Below are 23,312 nucleotides of genomic sequence, written 5' to 3'. Positions count from 1 at the left end.
CAGCTACTTGGACTTCGTCACCGGCGGCTCGGCCGACCAGGGGAAAACGATCCAGTCGTCGGTGTGCTTCCAGACGTAGTCCGGTGAGATCTCCGAGCGGGACTTGCCGTAAAGGACCGCGGAGCGAACCTCTGCGCCGTACTTGCGCAGCAGGTCCAGCACAAGGTGCAGGGTGCGGCCGGAGTCGGCGACATCGTCGACGACCAGCAGACGTCGGTTGGAAATTGACTCGACGTCGAGCAGCGGCTCCAGGAGCACCGGGTCGGGGAGGGTCTCCGCGACGTCGGTATAAAACTCGACGTTGATAGCGTCGGAAAGCTTCACGCCCATGGTGTAGCTGAGGGCGCCTGCGGGGAGGAGGCCACCGCGTGCGACGGCGATGATGATCTCCGGCTCGAAGCCGGAGTCAACGATGGTCTGTGCGAGTTCGCGGGAGGCCACGCCGAAGCCGTCCCAGGTGAGAACTTCCTTGACGTCCAGGTCGGATGAGTCTGCATGATAAGCCATGTTCTAACTCTAATCTCTCCGCTTGCTGGCGTGCACATTCCTCACACCTGCTTGCGCGGGATGCTCGGGCTTTCAGCGTGGCCTTTAGGCCGCTGTGCTCAGTTTCTACGCCTTAACCGCGGCCTTTTCCACCGCTTCATTGACAGCCTCGTGGACCACTTCGGCGACTTCCTCGGAGTCCGGTTCCTCAGGTGCCACGGTGGAGGCTGCGACCATGTCTTCCCACTCGACGAGCTTCTTACGCTCGCGGCCCTCGGCCTCACCGGCGGCGCGCTCGGCGGCGTCTAGAGCGTACCAACCGTCCCACGTCGTCACGTGTAGGCCTTTTGCAGCCAAAAACTCGTCGACTGCGGTGGTTGTCGGCTTGGCGGGAGTATCAAGACGTCCGGCTTCCCAGTCTTCGATGAGGTTGCCGACAGTTTCGTTCGCGTCACCCTTCGTGTTGCCAATCAGGCCGACGGGTCCGCGGCGAATCCAGCCAGTGGTGTAGAGACCGGACAGGTGGTTGCCGTCGACGTCATCGAGCACGCGTCCGCCGGCATCGGGGATTGTGTGAGTAGCTTGGTCAAAGGGAATTCCGGAAATAGCATCCGAGCGGTATCCGACAGCGCGATAGACAGCGCCGACCGGCCAATCGGTGAACTCGCCGGTGCCGCGGACTCCGCCCTTGCCATCGAGTTCGGTGCGCTCGGTTCGAATTGCAGAGACGTGGCGGGTACCGTCGGGGCCTTCCTCGCCGATAATCTCCACAGGGGCCTCGAAAAAGTGGATGAACAGCTTGTGCGGGGCCCCTTTGGGCTCGCGGATGGCGTAGTTTTCGATAATAGTGCAGACCTGATCCGTGATTTTCGAGGAGCGGCGGGCTTCTTCGGAGGCGGGGTCGTACTGGATGTCCTCCGGATTAACAACTACTTCAATCGTGTCGGAGTGATCGAGCTCCTTCAGTTCTAGCGGCGTGAACTTAGCCTGTGCAGGGCCGCGGCGGCCGAAGACGTGAACCTCTTTGGCTGCATTCTTGGACAGTCCTTGGTGGACATTGTCAGCAATCTCGGTGACGTGGAGCTCATCCGCAGTCTTCGCGAGGATACGTGCGACATCGAGGCCGACGTTACCCACGCCGACGACGGCGACGGATTCCGCGTTGAGGTTCCACTCGCGGGAGAACTCAGGGTGCGAGTCGTAGAAGCCGACGAATTCGCCCGCACCGTAGTGCTCCGGTAGGTCGGAGCCCGGAATATTTAGGTCACGATCTCCGGTCGCGCCCGTGGCGAAGATGATGGCGTCGTAGTAATCGCGCAGCTCTTCGACGCTGACCTGCTTTCCGACGTCTACGTTGCCGAGCAGTCGAACCTGCGGTTTATCCAGCACACGGTGCAGCGACTTGATGATGCCCTTGATGCGCGGGTGATCCGGTGCGACACCGTAGCGAATCAGGCCGAAGGGCGCGGGCAGTCGCTCGTAGAGGTCGATGGACACGTCGCGGCCCGACTTCATCAGCGCATCGGAGGCGTAAATGCCGGCAGGGCCGGAACCTACGACTGCGACTCGCAGCTGGTTCTGACCGGCGTCAGTCAAGCCTGTCAGAGGGTTGGTGGAATCGATCTTTGCTGATTTGGTGGGCTTCGTTGAGGGGTTTACGGCGTCGTCTGCGGCGGACATTTTATGAAATCTTCCTTTTTGGATTGCTTGTTATAGACAATTCGGTCTATGCTGTGCTCCAACAGAATATAGACAACCTAGTCTATGAAACGCAACAAATTAACTCGTTGCAGCAGTTGGGATCTAGCTGATTTCCGCTTTCGCTTCTCAGTGTTTGGCGGGTGTGCTTGATCTTTTCGGTCGAGTGCCGGCTGTGGCGATAGGAGGACTTGCCATGGAGAAGCTTCTTGTCTTCGTGCTCATTGGTCTGGGTGCGCAGTTAGTTGATGGGACCCTGGGCATGGCCTTCGGTGTCACTGCGACCACGCTGTTTATTCTCTCTGGTACTGGCGCCGCCACTGCCTCGGCTGTCGTGCATGTAGCTGAGGTTGGAACCACATTGGTGTCGGGAATTTCCCACTGGCGCTTCGGCAATGTCGATTGGCGGCGAGCACTTGGCCTTGGAGTTCCCGGTGCTATCGGTGCGTTTAGTGGCGCGACCTTCCTGTCGGGGCTCGATGGTGATGCTGCTAAACCGGTGACTTCTGCAATTCTTCTCGGTCTTGGCCTCTGGGTGGTGATTCGTTTCGCCTTCCTTGCTGGAAGGAATAGAAAAGCGCGCGGCTGGGGTGTGAAGAAGCTGGCGCCATTGGGGCTGCTTGGCGGTCTTCTCGATTCCACTGGTGGTGGCGGTTGGGGGCCGATTACAACTTCTACGCTGCTCAGTGCTGAGGCGGATCGGCCGCGGAAGGTTATCGGTACGGTCTCTGCTGCGGAGTTTTTGGTCTCTGCCGCTGCGGTCGTGGGCTTTCTTCCAATGCTGCGTGAAGAATTTGCGCAGCATGCGGCACCTGTAATTGGGCTGCTTGTCGGAGGGGTTATTGCCGCTCCGCTGGCGGCGTACTTGGTGGGGCGAATCAATCCACGCCTGCTGGGCATTGTTATTGGTGGCGTGCTCGTAGGTCTCAATGTCCGAACGTTGCTGTCCGGTGTTATCCCCGGCTGGGGCCTGGCGGGCGTACTTATTGCGTGGGTTGCCGTAATCGTTTCGCTTGTCTTGTGGGCGCGCTCGCATGATACTCTCCGCGCGCTTCGTCGCCGGGTTGAGCTGGTGGCGTCGGAAGCTGGGGATGCGTCGTCGGAAGGTGAACAGGGCGACGGAAATGGCGCTGTTGAGGGGCGCTCCCGTGCAGGGGCTGAACCCTCGGTGTTGCAATAGGTAGACCAGTCAGTCTAAAGTGGCCTCCAGAAAAATATAGACCGTTTAGTCTATAAAATATCCCGTTGAAAATCATCAAGATTTTAGTCGGCGTCAATCGGGACACGATTGATCGTCGCTTGAATCACAGTCGATGAGGAAAGCGATTCCCCAAATCCCATGAGCGCACCAACCAAAACAGCCCGTCGTAAGCGCGCGCCTAAGCCACAAGGGCAGTGGCTCGTCGATGGCAAAGAGCCCCTGAACGACGATGAGCGCATTAAGCAAGAAGATGCCGGCATGGCTGTAAAGCAGCGAGTGCTGGATATTTACGCCAAAGAGGGCTTTGACTCCATCCCCGCCGAGGACCTTGCACCACGCTTTAAATGGATTGGCCTCTACACTCAGCGCAAGCAGGGCATGGGCGGTGAGCATACCGGCGTCAAGACCAACGCCGAACTGCAGGACAAGTATTTTATGCTCCGCATCCGCCTCGACGGTGGCCAGACCACCACCGAGGGCATCCGGGCTATCGGTGAGATCTCCCGCGACTTCGCCCGCGACACCGCGGACTTCTCCGACCGCCAGAACGTCCAGCTGCACTGGATTCGCATCGAGGACATGCCGGAGATCTGGGACCGCCTGGAAAAGGTCGGTCTGGATACCCATTTCGGCTGCGGTGATGTGCCTCGCGTTATCCTCGGCAGCCCGGTCGCAGGCGTCGCCGCCGACGAAATTATTGACGGCACCGACGCCATCCGCCGCATCAAAGAGGAGTACCTGGCGGGGGACGAGTTCTCGAACCTGCCGCGCAAGTTCAAGTCGGCCGTGTCCGGCTCCCCGCGTCTGGATGTCACCCACGAGGTTCAAGACGTCGCCTTCGTCGGTGTGAACCACCCAGAGCACGGCCCTGGATTCGACGTGTGGGTTGGCGGTGGCCTGTCCACAAATCCTATGCTGGGCCAGCGCCTCGGCGCCTGGGTGCCGGAGTCCGAGGTTCCGGAGGTATGGGCTGGTGTGTGCCGGATCTTCCGCGACTACGGTTACCGCCGTCTGCGCAATCGCGCCCGCCTGAAGTTCCTGGTGGGCGAGTGGGGAATCGAGAAGTTCCGCCAGGTCCTCGAGGACGACTACCTTGGGCGCAAGCTTATCGACGGCCCGGCTCCGGAAGCCTATGAGAAGGACCGCGACCACATTGGAGTCCACAAGCAGGCCGACGGCCGCAACTACGTCGGTGTCAAGCCCGCCGTCGGCCGCGTGCCGGGCAGCGACCTGATCAAGCTGGCGGATATCGCGCAGCGCCACGGTGTCGGCCGCATTCGCACCACAGTGATGAAGGAGCTCATCCTCCTCGACGTCGAGGACGATCAGGTCGACTCCCTTCTCGCAGAGCTGGATAGCATCGGACTGTCCGCGACCCCATCTGCATTCCGCCGCGGAATCATGGCCTGCACCGGACTGGAGTTCTGCAAGCTGGCGCTGGTCACCACTCGCGAGCGCGCCATCGATTTGGTCGGTGAGCTCGAAAGTCGTCTTAAGGACCTAGATGTTCCGATTACCATTGCGCTCAATGGCTGCCCGAATGCCTGCGCACGCACCCAGATTGCGGACATCGGCCTGAAGGGGCAGATTGTCACCGATGCCGATGGAAACCGAGTCGAGGGCTTCCAGGTTCACCTCGGTGGTGCGCTGGGCCTTGGCGCGAACTTCGGCCGTAAACTCCGTGGGCACAAGGTTACCTCCGCGGAGCTGACTGACTACATCGAGCGCCTGGTCACCAACTTCAAGGCGCAGCGCACCGAGGGCGAGCAGTTCCGCGAATGGGTCGCCCGTGCTGACGAGGGGGACCTGCAGTGACCAGTATCCGTGAAGCGAACCTAGGTGTTGGCGGGCGTAGTGCTCACCCGAACCCCAATCGTGGTGCCATCATGCACTGCCCCTACTGCGGTGGCGATGACCTCTGGCCCGACATGGAGACCGATTACGCCTGGCAGTGCCGTGAGTGCTGTCGCGTATTCACAGTGAAATTGCACGGGCATATAGACAGAAAGGTGGCCTCATGAGCACGGCAATCACTACCGTTAATACCTCTGATGCGCTTGCCGACGACGACGTTCTCTCCGACCCGGCGACGGCTCGCCGCCTGATGGAACTGGCCCTGGACTACGGCTCCAAGCTGGAGGGCGCCACCGCAGGCGAGGTTCTCGAGTGGGGAGCAGAGCACCTGCGCACCCCGCTGGCCGTCACCCTGTCCATGCAGGACACCGTGCTGGCCGACCTCGCGGAAAAGCACGCCCCGAACGCGGACCTCATCTTCCTCGACACCGGCTACCACTTCCCGGAGACCCTCGAAGTCGCAGATCAGGTCGCCGAGCGCTACAGTAACCGGCTGCTGTCCATCGTCCCTAAGCGCACCCGCGCCGAGCAGGACGCTGAGGAGGGCGTCGACCTCTACAAGACCGACCCGACCCGCTGCTGCGCACTGCGCAAGGTCGAGCCGCTCGCCGCAGTCAAGCGACCCTACGAGGGCTGGGTCACCGGACTCAAGCGCGTTGACGCCCCGACCCGCGCTAACACTCCGGTCCTGGAGATCGACAAGACCGGCCGCATCAAGCTTAACCCGCTGGCCGCCTGGACCGACCAGGATATCGAGGACTACATCGCAGCCCACGACCTGATCGTGCACCCGCTGACGAAGCAGGGCTTCCCCTCCATTGGATGCGCCACCTGCACCGCCCGCGTCGCAGAAGGCGCCGACCCCCGCTCCGGGCGCTGGGCCGGCTCCGAGAAGACCGAGTGCGGACTGCACCTGTAAAAGCTTCCATCAAGATCAACGACTTAAGAAGAGATAGCCACACCATGACTAGCCCAACCACCGTGACCACCTCTCCTGGAGACCACGCAGGTGCCGTCGGCAAGCAGAACAAGCCCCTGGACCCGCGACTAGCAGAGCTCGAGGCCGAGGCAATCGACATTATCCGGCAGACCGCGGGGCAGTTCGACAAGCCGGCGCTGCTGTTCTCCGGCGGCAAGGACTCCGTGCTCGTGCTGGAGCTGGCCAAGCGAGCCTTCGCCCCGGCGGGCGTCCCGCTGGAGCTGCTGCACGTCGACACTGGCCACAACTTTCCCGAAGTCATCGAGTTTCGCGATAAGGTCGCCGCGCAGCCGGGCATTAATCTCCACGTCGCGCACGTCCAGGACTGGATCGACCGCGGGGTTCTGACCGAGCGTGCCGATGGCACCCGCAATCCTCTGCAAACCGTTCCGCTGGTGGAAACCATCGCCGACCGGGGCTATGACGCCGTGCTCGGTGGCGCCCGCCGTGACGAGGAGAAGGCCCGCGCCAAGGAGCGCGTGTTTTCCGTGCGCGATTCCTTCGGCGGCTGGGATCCGCGTCGCCAACGCCCGGAGCTGTGGGGCCTCTACAACGGCCGCCACGCGGCGGGCGAGAACGTTCGCGTCTTCCCGATCTCCAACTGGACCGAGGCGGACGTGTGGGCCTACATCGAGGCCCGCGACATTGAGCTGCCGCCGATTTACTACTCCCACCAGCGCGAAGTATTCAACCGCGGTGGCATGTGGCTCGCCCCTGGCGAGTGGGGCGGCCCCCGCGACGGCGAGACCCTCGAGGTTCGCACCGTCCGCTACCGCACCGTCGGCGACATGAGCTGCACCGGCGCGGTCGAGTCGACCGCCTCCACCATCGCCGAGGTGATGGAGGAACTGCGTACCTCGAAGCTGACCGAGCGCGGCGCGACCCGCGCAGACGACAAACTGTCCGAGTCCTCTATGGAGGATCGCAAGAAGGAAGGATACTTCTGATGCCCTCCCGCACCGAGACCGTGAATACTGCGCACCTGGTTACCGCCGACCGCGCCACCCGCGCCCGCCGCACGCTGCGACTGTGTACCGCAGGCTCCGTTGATGACGGCAAGTCCACCTTCGTCGGCCGCCTGCTGCACGACACTAAGAACATCCTCGCCGATCAGTATGAGGCGGTCGTCGCCTCCTCACAGGCTCGCGGGCAGGAGAACCCGGACCTGTCCCTGCTGGTCGATGGCCTGCGCGCAGAGCGCGAGCAGGGCATCACCATCGACGTTGCCTACCGCTACTTCGCCACCGACGTCCGCTCCTTCATCCTCGCCGACTGCCCGGGCCACGAGCAGTACACCCGCAACACCGTCACCGGCATGTCCACCGCTGAGGCCGTGGTTGTGCTTATCGACGCGCGTAACGGCGTCGTCACGCAGACCAAGCGCCACGCGACGGTGGCGTCCCTGTTGGGAGTGCGGCACGTGATCTTCGCGGTCAACAAGATTGATCTGCTGGATTACAGCGAGGAGGCGTTCCGCGCAATCGAGTCCGACGTGCATGCGCTGGCTGAGCGACTGGGGCTGTCTAACACCTTCGTAGTGCCGGTATCTGCGCTGGTCGGCGACAATATCGTCGATGCTTCCGAGCACACCCCGTGGTACTCCGGGCCGACCGTGCTGGAGCTGCTGGAAAACCTCGACATCGGCGCTGACTTGGCCGAGGACGCGCAAAGTGCGCTGCGCCTTCCCATCGACTACGTGATCCGCGACCACGCCACCGAGTACCGAGGCTATGCCGGTCGCATCGCCACCGGCTCCGTCCGCATCGGTGACACCGTCGCAGTCGGCGGCGGTCGCGAGGCGCAGGTCACGCGCATTACCGTCGCCGCCGAGGACGTCGAATCCGCCGTTGCAGGCCAGTCCGTGGCAGTCAGTCTGGACACTGAGTTCGACCTCGCGCGCGGCGACCTGATCAGTGCGGGTGCTGGTGCCGGCGACAGTGCGGGTGCTGATGCCGCCGCCGACCGTCCGGAGGACACCCGCCGATTCTCCGCCGTGGCGGTCCACCTGTCCGACAAGCCGCTGGCAGTCGGCCGCGTCGTCGAGGTCCGCTACGGCGCCGCGCTGGTCCGCGGCCGCATCGCTTCGGTCGATGCGCTCATCGACATCGAGACCGGCGCACCCACCGGCGTTGCCGATCAGCTGCAGGTCAACGACGTCGCCGAGGTCACCGTCGAGCTGGCCCAGCCGCTGCCGGTCGACCCGTACCGAGTCGGCGGCCGCGTCGGCGCCTTCCTTCTCATCGAGCCGGGCACCGGCGACAGCTTGACCGCAGGCCTGGTCCGAGGCGCAACCAGCTAGTGAGCGACACTCGATAAACAGGAGGCCACGGTCATGACCGCACTGATTTTGCTTGCCCACGGATCCCGCCACGATCAGACGGGGTCGGTGCTCGACGGCGTCGTAAAGCAGGTTCGGCAGTCCCTGCCGTCGCCGTCGTGCGGTGGGCCGAGCGAGGTGCGGCTGGCGTGGCTCGACCTGGACGAGCCCTCCCTCGATACCATTTGTGCGGAGTTGGCCGCGTCCGGAGAGCGCTCCGCTCTGGCTGTTCCGCTGCTGTTCACGAACGCTTTTCACGCCCGAATCGACGTCCCCGCCCAGGTCTCCGAGTGCGATGCCCACGGCATCGACGTGACCGTCACCGAGGGGCTGGGGCTTGGCGACGGCACCCGCCGCGCCGTCGTCCGGCGAATCGTCGAGGCGGCCCAGGAGGCCAATTTCTCCGGGCCTAACGACGCCCTAATCATGGCCGTCGGTTCCTCCGACGTCGATGCTAACCAGGCGGTTCACGAGTTCGCCGCAGGCCTCGACAGCATGTTCCCGGGGCAGGTTACTGCGGCTTTCGTCGTCGGGCCCGAACAGGTCAAGGGTGCCGCGGCGGTCGAGGCCGCACGGGGGAGGGCCGCGATGCGGGGCCGCGACCTCGTGGTCGTGCCGCTTTTCACCGCGCCCGGGCTGCTCTGGGACAAAGTTACAGGCGGCTTGGATGGCGTGATTGGCGTGGATGGTGCGGGCGCCGACCTGTCAGCTTCGGAGGAACCGGCAGCTCCAGGAGGTCGGGTCGCCTTCGGAGAGACGCTCGGCAGCCTGCTTGTCCCAATTGTGTGTTGCCGCTGGGATTCACGAGACTGCCGGGGCGAGTGGAGCACTCGTGCGACTCAGGGCTCCCGTAGTGATGCGCGCCCCGGTTACTTGAGTGCCGAGGAGGGGACCGCGGCGTAGGGAAATTCGCATCGCGAGACCGCAGAAAGCCACTTGTCGGCGCGAGATCATGTTGTGTGTACGCTATAGCGCAGCATCAACATGATCTCGCGCCAACAGGTGACCGTGCACGCCCACAGCGCGCCGACAAGTGACCGTGAGGTGCGAAAAATACTCTGATAATTGGCGCATGGCGGCATGGAATCCCGACCTTGTGCCAACAAGTGCGTATGGGGAGGGTCCGGAGGCGCAGGAACGCGGCGTTAAGCCCTAGCCCTGCGCGCCCTTCGAGTGCGCGACCATGTCAGCCCACTCGACGTACTTCTTGCGCTCGCGGCCCTCGGCCTCGCCGGCAGCGTGCTCAGCTGCGTCCAGTGCGTGCCAACCGTCCCAGTCCAGGAAATCGACGCCCTTGGCCCGCAGCAGCTCGTCGACCGCCGCGAGTTCCGGCTTGGACGGCGAGAACTTCTTGCCCTCGGCGGCGTCGGCAAGCAGATTGGCGACGGCCTCGTTGGCGTCGCCCTTGGTGTTGCCAATCAGACCAACCGGGCCTCGCCGGACCCAGCCGGTGGTGTAGAGGCCGGTGATGGCCTGGGCGTCCTCGTCGCCGGTGGTCTCGGAGTCGATGACGCGGCCGCCAACGTTCGAGATGACATGCTTGACCTCGTCGAAGGGGATTCCCGGCAGCGCATCGGAGCGGTAGCCCACTGCTGAGTAGACGGCGCCGACGTTCCAGTCGGTGGTCTTGCCGGTCGGGCGTACACCGCCCGCGCCGTCGTATTCCATGCGCTGAGTGCGCAGGCCGGTGATGTGCTGGACTCCGTCCGGGCCTTCCTCGCCGAGAATCTCGACGGGCGACTCGAAGAAGTGGATGTAGAGCTTATGCGGGGCGTTCTTCGGCTCGCGGATGGCGTAGTTCTCCAGGATGGTGCAGACCTGGTCGGTGATCTTCGACTCGCGGCGGGCAATCTCGGAGGAGGAGTCGTACTCGATATCCTCCGGGTTTACGATGACCTCGACGTTTGGCGAGTAGTCCAGCTCCTTCAGCTCCAGCGGGGTGAACTTCGCCTGCGCCGGGCCGCGGCGACCGAACACGTGCACCTCAGTGGCCTTGTTGGTCTTGAGCGCCTCGTAGACGTTGTCCGGAATCTCGGTGACGTGCAGTTCCTCGCCGGTCTTGGCCAGAATGCGCGAGACATCCAGGCCGACGTTGCCCACGCCAATCACGGCGACGGACTCGGCGGAGAGGTCCCAGGAGCGCTCGAAGAGCGGGTTGCCGTCGTAGAAACCGACGAACTCGCCGGCCCCGAAGTGCTCCGGCATATCGGCACCCGGAACCGGCAGGGCGCGGTCGCCGACTGCGCCGGTGGCGAAGATAACGGCATCGTAGAGGTCTTTCATCTCCTCGAGGGTGATGTCCTTGCCGAACTCCACGTTTGAAAACAGGCGCAGCTGCGGCTTGTCCATAACGCGGTGCAGCGCCTTGATAATGCCCTTGATGCGCGGGTGGTCCGGGGCGACGCCGTAGCGAATCAGGCCGAAGGGCGCGGGCATCTTCTCGAACAGGTCCACCTCGACGTCGGTGCTGGACTTCATCAGCGCGTCAGAGGCGTAGACGCCTGCGGGGCCGGAGCCGACTACTGCAACGCGGAGTGGACGAGTCATGTGGGTTTGCCCTTCTTTCTGCTTCAACTTTTCGCTTTCCGACGGCTCCTTCGCCGACGTGCCGGTGAAAAGGTGCCTTATAAGTAAGGCATGGATACTCTTCCGGGTTTTGTTTAGCGCTCCTATGGTAGCGCCGAAGAAGGAAAAATCGAGGGCCGGTTTTGGGCTACCGGCTCTTTATGGTGTGGTGCGCCGAAGGATCGGTCGCGAGACGCAATAGGAAAAGTTATCCGGAATTAACTTTTGAGGTGTGACCTTTCTCACTAAGCCCGACCGTTATGGGTGGGTTAGGGCGTGAAAAACCCATCTTCCCGCAGTTTTGTCGTGGGAGTGTACTTGTTTACAGGGGTAACCAGGAGGAGTTTGGGGCGCTCCAAGATGTAAGGTGACTCACAAAACATCGTTAGTAATGAATTGCGACTCATTTGCACGCTATATGAGGAAGGAACGTCGGTGAGCGATACCAACACCCATGTCTCCGATTCGGGCTCCGCAGTACTTATTTCATCGGTTGACCGTGCGGACAATCTCCACGATGTCATCTCCGCTGTGTCGGAGGTGCTCGGGGGCGCCCGCCTTTTCCATTCAGTCGGCGGCCCGAATGGCGCGACTGTGGATGAAATCGTCGAGGATCCTGAATCGGCTCTGGATACAATCGTCGCCGCAGTAGAGGCCGATCGTGCGGAAAACGGTGGCTCGGTCGTCATCACCGGTTCCGGTAACCAGGATTATGACTTCCGTATCGCGACCGTCTCCGGTGCCGGCGTAGTGCTGGTCGCGGCCGGCGAGGGGTGCAATGTCGAGGCCGGTCAGGCTCGAATTCGTATGGCGGTCTCCGGGGCGAAGGGTCGCCACGCACACGTGCTTGCGGTCGTGCTGACCGGTGCGGGGTCTGAGAACGCGAGCTCCCTCAAACTCGATGTCCCGGTGGTAGCGGCCTCTGACTCGGAGGGGCTGCGCGAGGCCCTGGCTGGTGAGGTGGAAACCATCATCACTCCGCAGCGTTTCCAGTGGTGGCTGCTGCAGCGCGCACGCGCCGACAAGCGCCACATTGTCCTGCCCGAGGGCGATGATGACCGTATTCTGCAGGCCGCCGATTACCTCCTGCGCGAGGACATCTGTGAGCTGACCATTCTGGGTGACCCCGATTCGATGAACTCCCGGGCCGCAGAGCTGGGCCTGAACATCGAGGGCGCTCACCTGTGGGATCCGGCCACCTCCGATTACCTGGAGCAGTTCGCCGAGCAGTTCGCCGAGCTGCGCAAGTCCAAGGGCGTCACCCTGGAGGAGGCCCGCGAGACGATGCAGGACATCTCCTACTTCGCCACCATGATGATCCACAATGGGCTTGCCGACGGCATGGTCTCCGGCGCCGCCCACACCACGGCGCACACCATCAAGCCGTCCTTCCAGATCATTAAGACGAAGCCGACCGCCTCGACGGTGTCCTCGCTGTTCCTGATGGTGATGGACAACCACCTGTGGGGCTTCGCGGACTGCGCAGTGCTGCCGAAGCCGACCCCGGATCAGCTCGGCGAGATTGCGGTTGTGTCGGCTGAGACCGCCGCGTCCTTCGGTATCGAGCCGCGCGTCGCCATGCTCAGCTACTCCACGGGCGTATCTGGTTCGGGTGAGGACGTCGACCGCGTTAAGGCAGGCCTTGCGAAGGCCAAAGAACTGGTGCCCGACCTCGCTGTCGATGGCCCGCTGCAGTTCGATGCTTCGATTGATCCGAAAGTCGCTGAGAAGAAGATGCCGGAATCCTCGGTCGCGGGCAAGGCCACGGTATTCGTGTTCCCGGACCTGGATGCCGGAAATATTGGCTACAAGATTGCCCAGCGCTGCGGCGGCGCGCTGGCAATTGGCCCGATTCTGCAGGGTCTGAACAAGCCGGTCAATGACCTGTCTCGTGGCGCCACCGTGCCCGATATCATCAACACCGTTGCCATTACCGCTATCCAAGCAGGAGGAAACTAATTTATGTCGCGTCACGTACTCGTTCTGAACTCCGGTTCCTCCTCCATTAAGTTTCAGCTGGTAGCCCCGGAGAAGGACACCTCGCAGCCGCCGTATGTTTCCGGCCTGGTTGAGCGCATCGGCGAGGATGACGGCATCGTCAACTTGAAGTTCGCCGGCGAGAAGATTGAGATCTCCGAGCCAATCGCGGACCACGCTGACGGCCTGTCCAAGGCCTTCGCTCTGATGGACAAGCACGAGGTCGGTCCCCACAGCGTCGAGATCGCGGCGGTCGGTCACCGCGTCGTTCACGGCGGCCGCTTGTTCTCCGGTCCGGAGCTGATCAACGATGAGATCATCGGCATGATCCGCGACCTGATCCCGCTGGCTCCGTTGCACAATCCGGCGAACATCGTCGGCATCGAGGAGGCTCGCAAGCTGCTTCCCGACGTCCCCCACGTCGCTGTTTTCGATACGGGCTTCTTCCACACCATGCCCCCGGCTGCGGCCCTGTACCCGCTCAATGCCGAGGTCGCGTCGAAGTTCGACATCCGCCGTTACGGTTTCCACGGCACCTCGCATGAGTTCGTCTCCAAGCAGCTCCCGGAGCTGCTGGGTCGCCCGGCAGCGGAGATTAACCAGATTACCCTGCACCTCGGCAACGGCGCCTCCTGTGCGGCGATTCGCGGCGGCCAGGCCGTGGACACCTCGATGGGTCTGACCCCGCTGGCAGGTCTGATGATGGGCACCCGTACTGGCGATATCGACCCGGGCATCATCTTCCATCTCTACCGCAACGGCATGAGCATCGATGAGATTGATAACCTCTGCAACCGCCAGTCCGGTCTGAAGGGCGTCTCCGGTGTCAACGACTTCCGTGTGCTGCAGGAGCGCATGGACGCGCACGATCCGGATGCTTGGGCTGCCTACCAGATGTACGTCCACCAGCTGCGCCGCTACATCGGCTCCTACATGCTGATTCTCGGCCGTCTGGACGCGATTACCTTCACAGCTGGCGTCGGCGAGAACCACGTCGGTATCCGCCGCGACTCCATGGCGGAGCTGGAGAACTTCGGTATCAAGATCGACGAGGAGCGCAATGCCCAGCCGAACAACGGCCCTCGCCTGATCTCCACCGATGATTCCAAGGTTAAGGTCTTCGTGGTTCCGACCAACGAGGAGCTGGCAATTGCCCGCTACGCGATGAGCTTCGCGCACTAGCTGTTGGCGGAAACTACAGCCGAGAACCAAAGCGAACAAAGAGCCCCGCGCTTCTAGCCTCCGAGTGGGAGAAAAGGAGCGCGGGGCTCTTTGTTCGCTTACTTCTGCGCGCTGCTCATTGAAGAACTATTGAACTAGCAGGTGCCGAATTACCAGATGAAGACGCTGTCTCCGACCTGGAGCGTGTCGAAGTACTTGACTGCCGCATCGTGGTTGAGATGGATGCAGCCGTGGGAGGGAACGTCCACAGAACCCTCGTGGAAAGCCTCACCAGTGTTGGTGAAGTACACCGCGAAGGGCATCGGGCCGTTGTAGGGGACGGACCACTCGTCGCGGACCTTGCGGGTGACGCTAAGCGATCCTTTGGTGGTCTCGTAGCCGGGCTTGCCGGAGGAAATCGGGACCGGGCCGAAGGTGATGTGACCATTATCCTGCAGCCAGCTCTTGTTGTTGGCTAGGTCGACGCAGGCGCGGGCAGTCGGCGGACACGGACTGGCCGGCTTGGGCTCCGGGCGAGGCGCCGGGGCTGGTTCAGGGGCCGGGGCGGGCGCAGGTTCCTGGCGAGAGGGGAATCCCGGCAGCTGCGAGAGATCCGGCAATCCCGGAATTTTCGGGAGCTGAAGTGCAGGTGACTCCGGCAATCCCGGAATCTTCGGGAGTTGCAGTGCAGGCGACTCCGGCAGGCCCGGAATGCCCGGCAGTGCTGGGGTGGCGGGAGCAGCCATTGCAGCTCCAGCACCAATTCCCAAAGCGGTAGTCACAGCGAGAGAGCCGACGACGATGCGCCTTCCGATGCTGGTGAAAAGTTTCCTGGTCGAGGTCATGAAAACCAGCTTAACCTTTTTGCCAGTAAAAGCTGAGATTTCCGCTAGCACTATTTTCGGGGGCTAGCGCCAGGTCCGCGGCCTAATCAGGTTGGCAATGTCGACCAACCGGTAGCGATGCCGTGAGAAGGGAGAGGAACGCGCCAGCTTGCGCAGGTCCTTCTCCAAGCCGCGGCGGAGGCCCTCGACGGTGAACGGCACCTCGAAAAGCTCGTTCGCGCTGGCCGCGTGATCCAGGTTCGATGCTCTCAGCCAGTTCAGAGCCGCTGCCATCACCGCAATGCGCAGCTGTGCCAGCCTTGGCTCGTTGGTCGGCAACTCTGCCAACCTGCGGGCGGCCCTGCGAATCCGCGACTCCGTCATCGCAATCGCGGGACCGGAGGTGAGCAGCAGAATCGTCGTAAGGCGGGCCATGCGGTGGTGACGGGAGTTGGCTGGGACACGGTCGAGCTGAGAGATAGCCATCTCGAACTGACCCTCCGCGGTGAGCAGCCTTGCGAGCCCGAATGCGGAGGAGACTGTGGTGGGGTTCGCGGCCCAGACCACGGCGTAGAGACGCAGGGTATTGAAGCGGATGGTCTCGGCGCCCAATTCGCCCTCGGCCCAGTTGGGGGATAGGGACACTGCGCTGTCTTCGGGCAGTACGTCCAGGTCGGTGGTGAGGTTGGCGGCGGCGCGGGCAATCCTCGGGTCCAGAAGCGCTTTCTGGGAGATTCCGAGTCGCTGCCCGATGAGCTCCAGAGTGGCGGCCAGGGCCAGCTTCGGGGCGGGCTCGCCGGGGAGCATCGACAGGACGTAGTGGAAGGACAGCAAAGCTTCGTCGAAGTGGTCTAGAAGCAAGTAAGTGATTCCCTCGTACCAGCGATAACGCCAGTTTTTGCGGAGTCTCTCCGGGGCGCCGCGAAGGCTGTTGCGGGCCTGGTCTACAAGCCCCAGGTCCAGCTGAGCTCGGACGATGCCGAGCGGAATCTCCACGGAGGTGCCGTACTCGGGGTCCTCCAGGGCGTTGCTGAGGGTTTCAATCAGCTCGCTGGGTTCAGTAAACGAGGTCGCGCTGAGAATGCGAGCACCGGGGTCGGAGGGATTGACCAAGGGCACGGGCAGGGCGACCATGACTTCCTGCGGGGTGATCGCTACTCCTCGGGTGATGCCGTCGACCAGCTGATCGGTGCGGAAAACTCGGTGCTTGGTGCCGTAGGTCGAGCGCTGCGGCGAGAAGTAGGACACCGTGTGTGGGAATTGCACCCCGTCGCGTACGGCGAGAATCTCTCGCAGGACACCCATGAGTTGGGCGCTGGTTTCCTCCGCGGAGGCGAAACGACGCTCCGGGTCTGGGTCGCACGCGCGCAGGAGGAAGCGGTAGAGGGAGTAGAAACGACGGAAGAGAGGGACTTCCTCCGGGGTGGGCAGGCCGGGGTCGTAGACGCCGTTTGTCGACGGCAGGGTCAAGATCAGCGAGGCGAGCGTGCGCCCGACCGTATAGATGTCGCTGGCCACGGTGGGGCCGGTCGAAGCGATCTCGGGAGCCTGAAATCCGGGCGTGCCGTAGATGTGCCCGTACGCACCGATGCCGGTGACCGCGCCGACGTCGATCAGCGTGACGTGGTCTTCCGTGAGCAGTACGTTGTCGGGCTTCAGATCGTTGTAGACCACGCCCCTGGAATGCAGGTAATCGAGTGCGGGGAGCAGCTCGAGGATGTAGCCAATTGCCAGGTCGCAGGGCATGGTCCCGTCCGGGAAGGTGCGCCGCTGTTTGCGCAGTGAGGGGCCTCCGACGTACTCCATCACGATGAAGTCAATCGCCTTCTCCGAGGCCGTATCGTCGATGAAGTTGATGATCTTAACGATGCCCGGATGCGTAATTTCCGCGAGGAACTCCCGCTCAGCCTGTACCACGGCGTAGTCGCGTTCGTTCTTCGCCGCCATCATGCCTTTGAGCACGACCCAGCGGTCGGAGACGTTGTGGTCGATGGCCAGGTAAATCCAGCCGAGTCCGCCGTGCGCAATCGGCCCTACGATTTCGTACTGCCCCGCAACGATATCGCCCTCGTGCAGGGTCGGTGTGGGCTTGTTCGTGGCCTTGATCGCCTCCTCGTCTAGGACGGCGTCGCGCGGATCGCCCGGGGGAATATATGGCAGGTGCACCATGCCGTCGGCGATGGTGCGGCCGCGGTGCGAGTTGGACCGCTTTCGGCGGAAGTCTTCCAGGGCTTTTCTGTGGGAGGCTACCGAAGGGTCATTGCTCGGGCTCTTCGGGGACTGAATTGTGCTTGCCGACGTCGAGTTGCCCGCCAACAATGCGGAAATGTCGAACTCGTCTTCGTCGTCATCGTCCGCAAAGGGATCGAAGGCGACGGCAGAGGTCCCCGGCTCGGCGGCCGGGGCGCCTGGGGCGCCCGTGCTAGGGCCGATACTGGGGTCCCAGTCGTCCTCGTCGTCATCGTCGGCGAAGGGATCGAAAGCGACTGCCTCTGTTGCGGGGGCGACCTCGGATAGGGAATCCGGCTGGCCACTCGGTTGTGATCCCGGCTGCGAGACTGGCTGCGAGTGCTCGGTTTCGCCACTTGGTGTCTGCGGATTGCGCTGCGGGCCACTCTGCTGGCCCGTCTCGTCGGTAGTGCTCACTGTCCTAATTCGCCTCGCTTTCCGCGTACGTCGGTACCGGCTGCTCGCCTTCGGGGAGGAAGGGGCCGAACCACGTGTCGTAGAGCGCCTGCCAGGTGCCGTCTGTCCTGATGCGCTCGAGGGTGTCGTTGACCTGCCGGACCAGTCCCGGATTGTCCTTGGCGATTCCGGCGGCGTAGTTTTCCTCGCTGAGCCCCCGCTGCACAATCGCGGTGGAGGGATCCTGGTCGTTGATACCGGCCAGAATCGTGTCATCGGCGACGACGACCTCCGCCTGCCCGTTCTGAATTGCAACGAGGCAGTCGGACCAGTTTCCCACGAGCAGGAGCATAGAGTCCGGCGAGTTACGGCGGATTAGTTCCTCGGTCGTTGATGATTTCGATACGCAAATGCGCCCGTCCTTGACGTCGCTAGGCTTGGTGTCGCCTCCCGGGGAAGACACCAGGACCCCAGCACGAGAGTGTAGATACGGCGCCGAGAACAACACCTTTTCCCTGCGTTTGGCAGTCACGGTCATAGTGCGCAGCACAATGTCGACGGTGCCCGACTCTAGCGCCTTCGTTCTCTCGGTGCTATCGACGTAGCGGAATTCCACAGCATCCGGGTTGCCGAAGATATCGCGGGCGATTTCCTGCGCTAGGGAGACCTCGAAACCGGCTAGCTCTCCGGAGGAGGAGTCGCGGAAGCTGAGTAGGTTTAGCGATTGGTCGACACCCACGATGATGCGGCCGCGTTTGTGGATTTCCGGGATTCTTTCCTCGGGGGTCTCGGAATCCGGAGCCAGGGTGGACAGATCCGTCTCGGTTTCAGGAGGCTGCGGCGGACGGGAGTCCGCCGCGTCGTACACGGCGCCAGAGGGCAACGGGAAACTACCCGTGGCTTGGTCGATAACGCGAGAGTAGGGGTCGTCGACAAGTGATGGCTGCGAGCAGCCGGACAGGACGAGCCCTGAGACGGCGAGTGTGCAGAGGGCTCGGGTGGCGCGTCGGATTGGCAGCGTCATCATAGGTACTCCAGGAGGCGGTTGCGGAATCCGAAGGCGACCATCACGGCGGCGATTGCAGTAATGGTGACGGTAAACAGAGAAATGACGGCGGAGGCGCGTCGGGCATTGTCGAGCTCTGCGCGAAGCAATAGCCGCGAGTCCGCGATCGAGGAGCGCAGAGCCTCGTCGAGGTCCCGGAAGACCACCGCGGAAGAATGAGGATCGGTCGTTCCTGTGGCGACGGCTACGGCCCCGGCATAGTCGCCGGAGTCGAGGTGGCTGATCATTTCCTGGTGGCTCGCCTTCCATGCCTTCATCGATGACAGCGCGGCATCAATGTCTCGGTTCGGGGAGGTTTGGGTCAGCGGCTCAAGACGGTCAGTGAGCTTGTCCAGGGACTGGGTGAAATCCTCTGCATCCGTGGGCTGCCGGCGCACCAGGCCAAGGGTTTCGCTGGCGCGGAGCTGCTGCGCTGCGATGCGAGTCTCGGTCAGAGCCTGAACCTCCGGCTGCTTCGAACCGAAGAGAGCCGAGTTCTGCCATGGCTGCGTTGTTGCGACGATGACTCCGAACAGGGCTCCGGCCATCAGGATTGTCGCCCCGAAGAGGCCGACGTTGAAGAGGCGACCGTTCTTGCGGGTCATCCACCACTGCGCGGCAAGCAGCATGATTAGGGCCGCAAAAATTCCGGATAGCGGAATCAGCGGAGGCAGCGCCAGAGCTTTCTGATCCTGGCTGGTGTTGGTGCTGGTTCGCTCGTACAGGGATTGTGCGGACGGCAAAATCTCGTCTCTCATCAGCCCGGATGCCGAGGCCAAGTAGGCTACGCCGACGGGGTGACCCTGCCTGGCGTTGGCTCGTGCAGTCTCGATCATCCCCGTATAGACGGGCAGTAGCCGCTGGACTGTAGCGACATCGCGCATGGCGGGATCATTGACGTTGTTGATGCCCGTCGTCGCTCGGGTCGCAGACATTGATGCCTGCGCGATTGCGTCGTCGAAGTTCGTCCCGAGATCTAAGCTGCTGTCCAGCGTTCCCCGAGAGAATGCGGTGTTTGCCGAGGCGTCGGCAATCGTCAACGATGCGTAGAGGTTCTGGGAGGCGTGCGCCATGGGCTCGCTCAGCTCGGAGATGCGCCTCAGCTGCTGCTGGCGATCTGAGGTGGTCTGCCACATCGAAAGACCGGCGGCGAGGATCGCCACGATCAGGATCACCGCGACCGTGGTGAGTCGACCAGGGGAGGTCATCAAGAATGTCAGCGAACGCTGCACATAGGTCGCCGACGGCCCGAGCTTCTTGTACAGCCTATGTCCCAGAAGGCGCATCAGGCGGTTGCTGGAGGTGCTCAGCTCGAGGTCGTCGACTCGCAGATCTGTGTCCTGGGTGGGCGCGCTCGTGGCCAAGGCGTGTGCCACCGCGCCAGTTTCCTCGGTCTGCGCTCCGGCCGCCCGTTGAGCGCCTTGAATTTGCTGGCGGCTCTGAGCGTGCCGAGGGTTCTTGCTCCGGCCGGAGTGGGTAAGGCGCGAGCTGTTTTCGGATTCTTCTCCGGCGACGTTTCGCAGACTTTCGCCGCCCGGGGTGGTCCGGCCGCTGAACCGGGCGCGCCGAGGCCTGCGGGCGCGGTGCGCGCCTGTGGCGGATTCGCTCATGCGCACAATTCCTTCCGACGAGACCTTGCGGACCGATCCTGTCACCTCGACCTTTTTAAGGGCGGAGGTACACGTGAACTAGTTAGAAATAGTAGTCCTCATCGCTTGTGACCGAAAACACAAGCCCTGCTGACGTAGGGTGGAGTCATGCTTCATGATGGAAATGGTTGGTCCGCGGGTCCGGGGGATACACGATGCTGGGGGCGGTTCGGAGCTGCAGGGCTTCTGATAATCACGCCCGGACGCACCGCTTTGATGCAACACCGCGCCGAATGGACCTCGTTCCCCCTAACCTGGGGTGTTCCTGGTGGGGCTTGTGATTCGCATGAGTCTCCTGAGGCTACTGCGCTTCGTGAAACCGCCGAGGAGACCGGGCTCCGCGAGCATCAGCTCCGCATCCTCGACGCCCAAGTCACCACCGGCCCCTACGTCGCCGACCCCAATCGGCCCGAACTCGCCGGAGGCTGGCAGTACCACACCGTCTATGCGCTGGCCGAGGAAGAGCTGCAAACCTTCCCCAACGAGGAATCGCTCGAGCTCAGGTGGGTTCCGCTTGCCGACGTCGCCTCACTCAACCTCCTGCCCGCCTTCGCGGAATCGTGGCCCGAGGTTCGGGCGCATGCGGAGAAGCTTCTCGAGCAGGCCTAAGTCTCAAACAGTTTTCAAAGACTCATGGAAGAACGGGCTCCGAAAATGGCGCAAACTTTGATTCCTTAGTCTTCCTGCTGGAGCCTTCCCGCTGGTACTTGTTGGCGCTCAATCTGCCACTTGTAGGCGCGCGATCATGTTGTTGGCGTGCTATAGCGCAGTTACAAGTGAATATCGCGCCAACAGGTCAATAGCGCCGCATGGGGTTGGCAAGCGATGTGTCCCCCGCCCGGCTCCCTGGCCTGGTTTCCCCGGCGATGCCAGGCTGTCGGCTAACGTCCTCAGGGCAGAACTAAGGCCCCGCAAACAATCGAGTTCCGGGGCCAAGCCAGTTGGAGGGGTGGGGGAGGTGCCTACTTGGCGTCGGCAAGCGCGGCGGCACCAGCCGAGATAGCGGTGACGGCGAGGACGGACGGCCAGGCGCCCACCTTCTTTGCCAACGGGTGCGACAGGCCGAACGCGCCCAGGTAGGTGCCGACGAGGCTGGTGGCGCCCGCCAGGCCGGTCTTTGCGTACCAAGTGCGGGCGGCGTATGCGCCAGCTGCTCCGAGAATGACGCCGCCGAGCGGGCGGATTCCGGTTTCGCGGGCGGTTAGCCAACCGCCGATGAGGCCCACTGCGATGAGCGGGGCCGTCTGGACGTCCTGTGCCTTCTTCAAAGTGATAGCCATAACGGCCACCCTAGCAGCGAAAAAGCAGAGCTCGCTGAGGTTTTCCTGGGAAAGCTCCATGTCGAAGAGGCTAGATGCTCTCCGCTGCTTAGAAGGGCTCCTGGCGGCGCTGGTGCTCCTCGACGAAGCTCTCGGAGTGCTCCGCAAGCTTCAGAAGGGAAGGCAGGGCCTTAATCAAAGAGCGAATATCCTTGCTCGACATGGTGCGGACGATTTGATAGACCATGTCACCCCAGTGGTCGATTAGCTGGCCCAGCATTTCTTGGCCGTCCTCGGAGACGTAGAGGTTCTGTGCTCGACGATCCTTGGCGTTGTTCTCGCGCTTAATCAGGCCATTGTCGAGGAGGCGGCGCACAGTGGCGGATACGTTAGACGGGCGCAAAAAGCGTAGTCGCGCAATGTCCGAGACGCCGCAGCCCGGGTGCGTCGAGATGAAATGGAGGACCTCCATCTCGGACTGGGAGATGTCCATCCGCGCATTCGGGCGCTCGCCCAGTCGGCGGGTGGAGGCCAGGAAGTCGTAGAGGCCAATCGAAATCTTCTGCACACTCTGGCGCAGGCTTTCGTCGAACTCCGCTGTATCGCGGTCGTGCTCGCGGGAATCGCCTAAGTTGCTAATCCTCTCCGACGTGGCGGAGAACTTCGGTGAGTGCGAAGAAGTCATTGGTTTTCCTTCCAGAGGAGGACCTAGATGGGATGTGCTAATACCTTATATGTTCAAAAGAAGTTTCCGTGCTGAAAATGTGAAGAAAACATCAGGAAATTTCTTGCGTGTTGCTCCTAGCAGGGGTTTTGAACCTTCCATGCCCGGTGGAACTGGGGGAGTGCTGTTTACCCTCGGTGCCTCAGACGGAATAGTCCACGACAACCGGCGCGTGGTCCGATGCTCCCTTCCCCTGTCGCTCCTCAATGTCGATGAATCCCGTGGTCGCGGTGGAGGCTAGGGCGGGGGACGCGAGTTGGAAGTCGATGCGCATGCCCTCATCCTTGAAGAATCGCCCGCCCTTGTAGTCCCAGTAGGTCCACTGCCCCGGGGTGAACTGCCTGGTCACTTCCTTCATCCCCGCCTGTTCCAGTGCGAAGAAGGCGGCGCGCTCTGGCGGAGTGACGTGCGTCTTACCTGCGAAGAAACCCATATCCCAGACGTCGGCATCGGTGGGGGCGATGTTGAAATCCCCGCCGATCAAGAACTTCGCCTCCGGATCGGACTCCAGCGTGGCAAAGATATCCTGGCGCAGGTTCTCCAGGAACTCCAGCTTGTACTCGAAGTGCGGGTCTGTGATCTCTCGGCCGTTGGGCACGTACACGCTGTGGACGCGTACGCCTCTGCAGGTTGCCGCTATGTGTCGAGCCTCCAATTTTTGCTCGGCGTCCGTGTCCTTATTGAAACCGGGTTGTCCAGGGAAGCCGACCTGGACATCGGCCAAGCCAACACGGGAAATAATCGCGACGCCGTTCCACTGGTTGAGCCCGTGGTGCGCGACCTCGTAGCCCAGATCCTCAAAGGCCGCTGCGGGGAATTGGTCGTCGCGGCACTTCGTTTCCTGCACAGCCAGGACATCAATATCGTTGCGGCGCAGAAACTCGGTCATGCGCTCGAGCCGAGTACGGGCAGAGTTGACGTTCCAGACGCAGATTCGCATATTCCAGA

At 62.5% G+C, this 23,312-nt stretch carries 19 protein-coding genes; 9 read left to right on the top strand and 10 right to left on the bottom strand.

Annotated elements, in window-relative coordinates; all coding sequences use genetic code 11:
* Nucleotides 1-3: 3 nt before the first annotated feature.
* Together CLAC_RS10875 and CLAC_RS10870 are read right to left on the bottom strand one after the other, a co-directional pair.
* Nucleotides 4-507, bottom strand: a complete 504-nt coding sequence (locus tag CLAC_RS10875) for a phosphoribosyltransferase (protein ID WP_053412937.1) — start codon at nucleotides 505-507, stop codon at nucleotides 4-6.
* 105 nt (nucleotides 508-612) lie between these two features.
* Complete coding sequence (locus tag CLAC_RS10870; RefSeq protein WP_053412936.1) at nucleotides 613-2,166, bottom strand: FAD-dependent oxidoreductase; 1,554 nt, start codon at nucleotides 2,164-2,166, stop codon at nucleotides 613-615.
* 214 nt (nucleotides 2,167-2,380) lie between these two features.
* Here CLAC_RS10870 and CLAC_RS10865 point away from each other — a divergent pair, with 214 nt between their 5' ends.
* The 6 genes from CLAC_RS10865 (at nucleotide 2,381) to CLAC_RS10840 (ending at nucleotide 9,438) form a co-directional block, all read left to right on the top strand.
* Entirely contained in the window at nucleotides 2,381-3,364 is a 984-nt protein-coding gene (locus tag CLAC_RS10865; protein WP_082313379.1) for a sulfite exporter TauE/SafE family protein, read from the top strand.
* 159 nt (nucleotides 3,365-3,523) lie between these two features.
* Complete coding sequence (locus CLAC_RS10860) at nucleotides 3,524-5,200, top strand: nitrite/sulfite reductase (protein WP_053412935.1); 1,677 nt, start codon at nucleotides 3,524-3,526, stop codon at nucleotides 5,198-5,200.
* Between the two features lie 202 nt (nucleotides 5,201-5,402).
* Nucleotides 5,403-6,158: a phosphoadenylyl-sulfate reductase gene (locus CLAC_RS10855; protein ID WP_053412934.1), complete on the top strand. Its 756-nt coding sequence runs from the start codon at nucleotides 5,403-5,405 to the stop codon at nucleotides 6,156-6,158.
* A 44-nt stretch (nucleotides 6,159-6,202) separates the two neighbouring features.
* Nucleotides 6,203-7,165: a sulfate adenylyltransferase subunit CysD gene (gene cysD, locus CLAC_RS10850; protein ID WP_053412933.1), complete on the top strand. Its 963-nt coding sequence runs from the start codon at nucleotides 6,203-6,205 to the stop codon at nucleotides 7,163-7,165.
* Nucleotides 7,165-8,517: a sulfate adenylyltransferase subunit 1 gene (locus CLAC_RS10845; RefSeq protein ID WP_053412932.1), complete on the top strand. Its 1,353-nt coding sequence runs from the start codon at nucleotides 7,165-7,167 to the stop codon at nucleotides 8,515-8,517. The genes cysD and CLAC_RS10845 overlap by 1 nt, the downstream gene beginning before the upstream one ends.
* 33 nt (nucleotides 8,518-8,550) lie before the next feature.
* A complete protein-coding gene (locus CLAC_RS10840; RefSeq protein ID WP_082313375.1) occupies nucleotides 8,551-9,438 on the top strand; it encodes a sirohydrochlorin chelatase in 888 nt (295 codons plus the stop codon).
* 249 nt (nucleotides 9,439-9,687) lie between these two features.
* Here CLAC_RS10840 and CLAC_RS10835 read toward each other — a convergent pair whose 3' ends face one another.
* A complete protein-coding gene (locus CLAC_RS10835) occupies nucleotides 9,688-11,082 on the bottom strand; it encodes an FAD-dependent oxidoreductase (RefSeq protein ID WP_053412931.1) in 1,395 nt (464 codons plus the stop codon).
* Between the two features lie 453 nt (nucleotides 11,083-11,535).
* On the opposite strand from CLAC_RS10835, the gene pta reads away from it, so the two are divergent.
* Together pta and CLAC_RS10825 are read left to right on the top strand one after the other, a co-directional pair.
* Entirely contained in the window at nucleotides 11,536-13,059 is a 1,524-nt protein-coding gene (pta, locus tag CLAC_RS10830; protein ID WP_053412930.1) for a phosphate acetyltransferase, read from the top strand.
* 3 nt (nucleotides 13,060-13,062) lie between these two features.
* Complete coding sequence (locus CLAC_RS10825) at nucleotides 13,063-14,259, top strand: acetate kinase (RefSeq protein ID WP_053412929.1); 1,197 nt, start codon at nucleotides 13,063-13,065, stop codon at nucleotides 14,257-14,259.
* Nucleotides 14,260-14,408: 149 nt separating this feature from the next.
* Here the strand turns inward: CLAC_RS10825 and CLAC_RS10820 are convergent, their stop codons facing one another.
* The 4 genes from CLAC_RS10820 to CLAC_RS10805 all read right to left on the bottom strand — a co-directional run bounded on the left by CLAC_RS10820 (nucleotide 14,409) and on the right by CLAC_RS10805 (nucleotide 20,342).
* Complete coding sequence (locus CLAC_RS10820) at nucleotides 14,409-15,083, bottom strand: L,D-transpeptidase (RefSeq protein WP_082313571.1); 675 nt, start codon at nucleotides 15,081-15,083, stop codon at nucleotides 14,409-14,411.
* Between the two features lie 63 nt (nucleotides 15,084-15,146).
* Entirely contained in the window at nucleotides 15,147-17,708 is a 2,562-nt protein-coding gene (locus tag CLAC_RS10815) for a serine/threonine protein kinase (protein WP_053412928.1), read from the bottom strand.
* A 4-nt stretch (nucleotides 17,709-17,712) separates the two neighbouring features.
* On the bottom strand, nucleotides 17,713-18,714 hold the full coding sequence (locus CLAC_RS10810) for a glutamate ABC transporter substrate-binding protein (RefSeq protein ID WP_053412927.1): 1,002 nt from the start codon (nucleotides 18,712-18,714) through the stop codon (nucleotides 17,713-17,715).
* Nucleotides 18,711-20,342: a hypothetical protein gene (locus CLAC_RS10805; protein WP_053412926.1), complete on the bottom strand. Its 1,632-nt coding sequence runs from the start codon at nucleotides 20,340-20,342 to the stop codon at nucleotides 18,711-18,713. Before CLAC_RS10805 ends, CLAC_RS10810 begins: the two co-directional genes overlap by 4 nt.
* Before the next feature lie 147 nt (nucleotides 20,343-20,489).
* Between CLAC_RS10805 and CLAC_RS10800 the strand changes: the two genes are divergently transcribed.
* Nucleotides 20,490-20,990: an NUDIX domain-containing protein gene (locus CLAC_RS10800; protein ID WP_053412925.1), complete on the top strand. Its 501-nt coding sequence runs from the start codon at nucleotides 20,490-20,492 to the stop codon at nucleotides 20,988-20,990.
* A gap of 353 nt (nucleotides 20,991-21,343) precedes the next feature.
* Here CLAC_RS10800 and CLAC_RS10795 read toward each other — a convergent pair whose 3' ends face one another.
* The 3 genes from CLAC_RS10795 to CLAC_RS10785 form a co-directional block, all read right to left on the bottom strand.
* Complete coding sequence (locus tag CLAC_RS10795) at nucleotides 21,344-21,661, bottom strand: hypothetical protein (RefSeq protein ID WP_053413414.1); 318 nt, start codon at nucleotides 21,659-21,661, stop codon at nucleotides 21,344-21,346.
* An 88-nt stretch (nucleotides 21,662-21,749) separates the two neighbouring features.
* Entirely contained in the window at nucleotides 21,750-22,325 is a 576-nt protein-coding gene (locus tag CLAC_RS10790) for a MarR family winged helix-turn-helix transcriptional regulator (protein ID WP_053412924.1), read from the bottom strand.
* A gap of 181 nt (nucleotides 22,326-22,506) precedes the next feature.
* On the bottom strand, nucleotides 22,507-23,304 hold the full coding sequence (locus tag CLAC_RS10785; protein WP_053412923.1) for an exodeoxyribonuclease III: 798 nt from the start codon (nucleotides 23,302-23,304) through the stop codon (nucleotides 22,507-22,509).
* Between the last annotated feature and the right edge of the window lie 8 nt (nucleotides 23,305-23,312).

The organism is Corynebacterium lactis RW2-5 (assembly GCF_001274895.1).
Taxonomy (GTDB): domain Bacteria; phylum Actinomycetota; class Actinomycetes; order Mycobacteriales; family Mycobacteriaceae; genus Corynebacterium; species Corynebacterium lactis.
The sequence above is the reverse complement of the archived record's forward strand: the minus strand, read 5'-3'. Positions and strand labels throughout refer to the sequence as shown.

Bases quoted from the DNA above. Each gene is read 5' to 3' on its own strand.
- cysD (WP_053412933.1), top strand. From the start codon at position 6,203: ATGACTAGCCCAACCACCGTGACCACCTCTCCTGGAGACCACGCAGGT.
- CLAC_RS10820 (WP_082313571.1), bottom strand. From the start codon at position 15,083: ATGACCTCGACCAGGAAACTTTTCACCAGCATCGGAAGGCGCATCGTC.
- CLAC_RS10855 (WP_053412934.1), top strand. From the start codon at position 5,403: ATGAGCACGGCAATCACTACCGTTAATACCTCTGATGCGCTTGCCGAC.
- CLAC_RS10800 (WP_053412925.1), top strand. From the start codon at position 20,490: ATGCTTCATGATGGAAATGGTTGGTCCGCGGGTCCGGGGGATACACGA.
- CLAC_RS10835 (WP_053412931.1), bottom strand. From the start codon at position 11,082: ATGACTCGTCCACTCCGCGTTGCAGTAGTCGGCTCCGGCCCCGCAGGC.
- CLAC_RS10865 (WP_082313379.1), top strand. From the start codon at position 2,381: ATGGAGAAGCTTCTTGTCTTCGTGCTCATTGGTCTGGGTGCGCAGTTA.
- CLAC_RS10805 (WP_053412926.1), bottom strand. From the start codon at position 20,342: ATGAGCGAATCCGCCACAGGCGCGCACCGCGCCCGCAGGCCTCGGCGC.
- CLAC_RS10860 (WP_053412935.1), top strand. From the start codon at position 3,524: ATGAGCGCACCAACCAAAACAGCCCGTCGTAAGCGCGCGCCTAAGCCA.
- CLAC_RS10840 (WP_082313375.1), top strand. From the start codon at position 8,551: ATGACCGCACTGATTTTGCTTGCCCACGGATCCCGCCACGATCAGACG.
- CLAC_RS10845 (WP_053412932.1), top strand. From the start codon at position 7,165: ATGCCCTCCCGCACCGAGACCGTGAATACTGCGCACCTGGTTACCGCC.
- CLAC_RS10795 (WP_053413414.1), bottom strand. From the start codon at position 21,661: ATGGCTATCACTTTGAAGAAGGCACAGGACGTCCAGACGGCCCCGCTC.
- CLAC_RS10875 (WP_053412937.1), bottom strand. From the start codon at position 507: ATGGCTTATCATGCAGACTCATCCGACCTGGACGTCAAGGAAGTTCTC.
- CLAC_RS10810 (WP_053412927.1), bottom strand. From the start codon at position 18,714: ATGATGACGCTGCCAATCCGACGCGCCACCCGAGCCCTCTGCACACTC.
- CLAC_RS10790 (WP_053412924.1), bottom strand. From the start codon at position 22,325: ATGACTTCTTCGCACTCACCGAAGTTCTCCGCCACGTCGGAGAGGATT.
- CLAC_RS10870 (WP_053412936.1), bottom strand. From the start codon at position 2,166: ATGTCCGCCGCAGACGACGCCGTAAACCCCTCAACGAAGCCCACCAAA.
- CLAC_RS10825 (WP_053412929.1), top strand. From the start codon at position 13,063: ATGTCGCGTCACGTACTCGTTCTGAACTCCGGTTCCTCCTCCATTAAG.
- CLAC_RS10785 (WP_053412923.1), bottom strand. From the start codon at position 23,304: ATGCGAATCTGCGTCTGGAACGTCAACTCTGCCCGTACTCGGCTCGAG.